This window comes from Phenylobacterium sp., from assembly GCF_025351295.1.
Lineage (GTDB): Bacteria > Pseudomonadota > Alphaproteobacteria > Caulobacterales > Caulobacteraceae > Phenylobacterium.
Genome location: NZ_JANXWD010000023.1, coordinates 1 through 3,833, shown reverse-complemented (window position 1 = coordinate 3,833; position 3,833 = coordinate 1). Strand labels below are relative to the sequence as shown.

At 69.9% G+C, this 3,833-nt stretch carries 2 protein-coding genes; both read left to right on the top strand.

Going from position 1 to position 3,833, the window contains the following annotated elements:
• On the top strand, positions 1-1,857 hold a 1,857-nt coding region (locus tag Q0R13_RS03565; protein ID WP_293899583.1), incomplete at its 5' end, for an amylo-alpha-1,6-glucosidase.
• Entirely contained in the window at positions 1,854-3,743 is a 1,890-nt protein-coding gene (locus Q0R13_RS03560; protein WP_293899580.1) for a glycoside hydrolase family 15 protein, read from the top strand. The genes Q0R13_RS03565 and Q0R13_RS03560, both read left to right, overlap by 4 nt.
• The last annotated feature ends 90 nt before the right edge of the window (positions 3,744-3,833 follow it).

Below are 3,833 nucleotides of genomic sequence, written 5' to 3'. Positions count from 1 at the left end.
CTGCACATCGCGCGCAAACGGTTCCTGTGGGATGACCGGCTGTTCGAGCGGATCTGCATGGTCAACTACAGCCGCGACGAGGTGATCGTCCCGCTGACGATCGAATTCGACGCCGACTTCTGCGACATGTTCGAAGTGCGGGGCCTGCGTCGCGCCAGGCGCGGCCAGATGCACCCCGCCGACCTGGACGGCCGATCGGTTGCCCGGCGCTACACCGGGCTGGACGGGGTGACGCGGACCAGCGTGATCAGCTTCTCTGACCCGCCGTTCCGGCTGAGCGAGCACCGCGCGGAGTTCATGTATCCGCTGGGGCCGGAAAGCCGGTTGGAACTCTATCTGGAGATCGGTCTGTGCGCGGGACCGACTCCGACCCGCGAGCGGTTCCGCAGCCATGCGGCCCGGGCGCGGTTCTCGATGCGGGCGCGGCGGCGGCATGGGGCGCGGCTGCGCACCTCCGGGCGACTGTTCAGCGAGTGGATCGAGAAGTCCAAGGCCGACATCGCGCTGCTGACCACCGAGATGGAGACCGGCCCCTATCCCTATGCCGGCATCCCCTGGTTCTCGACCACCTTCGGGCGCGACGCGATCATTACCGCCTGGCAGGTGCTGTGGGTGGATCCCTCGCTGGCCCGGGGGGTGCTGGCGTTCCTGGCCGCCAACCAGGCCACCGAAGTCTCGGCGTTCCGTGATTCCGCGCCGGGCAAGATCCTGCACGAGACCCGCCGCGGCGAGATGGCGACCATGCGGGAAGTCCCCTTCGGTCGCTACTATGGCGGGGTCGACACCACCCCGCTGTTCGTGGCGCTGGCCGGCGCCTACGCCGAGCGCACCGGCGACATGGTGTTGATCGAGATGCTCTGGCCTCATCTTGAGGCGGCCATCGCGTGGATCGAAACCTACGGCGACGCCGACGGTGACGGCCTGATCGACTATGCCCGCGGCGCCACGAGCGGCCTGGCCAATCAGGGCTGGAAGGACAGCCAGGACTCGGTCTTTCACGCTGACGGCCGCTTCGCCACCGGTCCGGTCGCGCTGGTCGAGGTGCAGGGCTACGCCTTCGCCGCCTACCGGGCGATGGCCATGCTGGCGCGGCGACGGGGCGAGGAGGAACAGTCCGCGGCCTGGTCCGTCAGGTCCGAACAGATCCGCCAGAGCGTCGAGCAGACCTTCTGGATGGAGGACGAAGGCTTCTACGCCATTGCCGTGGACGGGGCGGGGGAGCTGTGCCGCGTGCGCGCCTCGAACCCCGGCCACCTGCTGTTTGCCCGGCTGGCGGCCCCGCAACGGGCGCGCAAGGTGGCGCAGAACCTGCTGTCGCGGGATTTCGCGTCGGGGTGGGGCGTGCGCACCCTGGCGCTGGGTGAGGCGCGGTTCAATCCGATGAGCTATCACAACGGCTCGGTCTGGCCGCACGACACCGCGCTCTGTGCGCTGGGCCTGTCGCACTATGGCGAGCGCGACGGGGTGGTCGCCCTGACCGCGGCCCTGTTCGAGACCGCCGCCAGTTTCGAGATGCGCCTGCCGGAGCTGTTCTGCGGCTTTCCGCGTCAGGCCGGCGAGCCACCGGTGGCCTATCCTGTGGCCTGCCTGCCGCAGGCCTGGGCGGCCGGGGCGGTGTTCATGCTGCTGCAGGGGTGCCTGGGCCTGCGCATCCACGGCGAGGGCGCCGAGGTGGAGATCCACAACCCGAGCCTGCCGATCGGCATCGACCGCATGAGCCTGGAGGGCCTCAAGATCGGCGCCGGCAGCATCGACCTGGCCTTCGAGCGCCAGGGGGCCCGGGTCGCCGTGCATTCCAACAGCCGGGGTCCGCGGCTAAGGGTGAGCTACGACGACCCTGTGCGGACACCCCATTGAGACAAGGCCTCGACCTCTTCCCGATCGGCAACTGCGCCGCCAGCGCCCTGATCGACCGGGCGGGCCGCTTCGTCTGGGCCTGCGTGCCCAGGGTGGACGGCGATCCGGTGTTCTGCGCCCTGCTGGACGGCAAGGGCCCGAACGCCGCGGACGCCATGGGGCTCTGGGCCATCGAGGTCGAGGGCACGGTCGAGACCCGCCAGGCCTATCTGCGCAACACCCCGATCCTGCGCACCGAGATCCACACCGCCGAGGGGTCTGCGGTGGAGATTCTCGACTTCTGCCCCCGCTATCGCCACCTCGGCCGCCAGTACCGGCCCATGGCCTTCATACGCATGGTGCGGCCGCTGAGCGGGACCCCGCGCATCCGCATCCGCCTGCGGCCGATGACCAACTACGGCGAGCGGGCCTGTTACACCACCGCCGGCTCCAACCACATCCGCTATGTTGGCGAGGCGGCGACGCTGCGCCTCACTACCGACGCGCCGGTCAGCCACATCCTGGAGGAGCGCGCCTTCCGGCTGGAGGAGCCGATCGGCCTGTTCCTGGGACCGGACGAGGCCCTGACCTCGGAGGTGCCGGGCGCCACACAACGGATGCTGCGCGAGACCACAGACGATTGGCGCGGCTGGGTGCGGACGCTCTCGGTGCCGCTGGAATGGCAGGAGGCGGTGATCCGCGCGGCGATCACGCTCAAGCTGTGCGCCCACGAGGAGACCGGGGCCATCGTGGCGGCCCTGACGACTTCCCTGCCCGAACATGAGGCGGCGTCGGGGGCCGGGCGCAACTGGGACTACCGCTACTGCTGGCTGCGCGACGCCTACTATGTGGTCCAGGCGCTGAACCGGCTGGGCGCGGCCGACATGCTGGAGAACTACCTGGTCTATCTGCGCAACCTGGTGGAGCAGGCCAGCCGCGGCGACATGCGGGTCTCGGCCGCGGAGCCTGACCAGCGCGACCTGCCCGGCATGCAGCCCGCCGGCCAGCTGAACGGCAAGTCCGGCCACATCCAGCCGGTCTATGGCGTCGGCCTGGAGCCGGCGCTGACCGAGCGGATCGCCCCGCACCTGCCCGGCTATCGCGGCATCGGGCCGGTCCGCATCGGCAACCAGGCGCACGAGCACCTGCAGCATGACGTCTACGGCCAGATCATCCTCTCCAGCGTCCAGGCCTTCTTCGACGAGCGGCTGCTGCGGCCCGCCAACGCCGACGACTTCCGCGCGCTCGAGCCGATAGGCGAGCGGGCCTTCGAACTGCACGACCAGCCGGACGCCGGCCTCTGGGAATTCCGGGGGCGCGAGGCGGTGCACACCTATTCCTCGGTGATGTGCTGGGCGGCCTGCGACCGGCTGGGCAACGCCGCGGCCAGGCTGGGCCTCGTCGATCGCGCCGACCACTGGAACGGCCGCGCGGCCAGGATTCGCGAGACGATCGAACGCCGCGCCTGGAACGAGACCGAGGGCCGCTTCGCCGCCACCTTCGAGGGCGATGAGCTGGACGCGTCGCTGCTGCAACTGGTGGACGTCCGCTTCGTCTCCCCGGACGATCCGCGCATGCAGGCCACCATGGCCGCCGTCGAGCACGGGCTGCGCCGCGGTCCCTACATGCTGCGCTACGCCAGCGCCGACGACTTCGGCCTGCCGAAGACTGCGTTCAACTTCTGCACCTTCTGGCTGATCGAGGCGATGCACCTCTCCGGCCGCACCGACGAGGCGCGGACCCTGTTTGAGGAGATGCTGAGCCGGCGCACGGTGGCGGGCCTGCTGTCGGAGGACATCACCCTCGACGGCCGGGAACTGTGGGGCAACTACCCGCAAACCTATTCCCTGGTCGGCCTGATCAACTGCGCCAACCTGCTGTCGAAGAGCTGGCAGAGCATCCGCTGAGCGCGCCGCCGCGCCCCCTCCACCGCTTCGCGGTCCCCTCCCCCGTAAAACGGGTGAGGAATAGGAAGCGCGCAGTTCCTCACCCGCAAC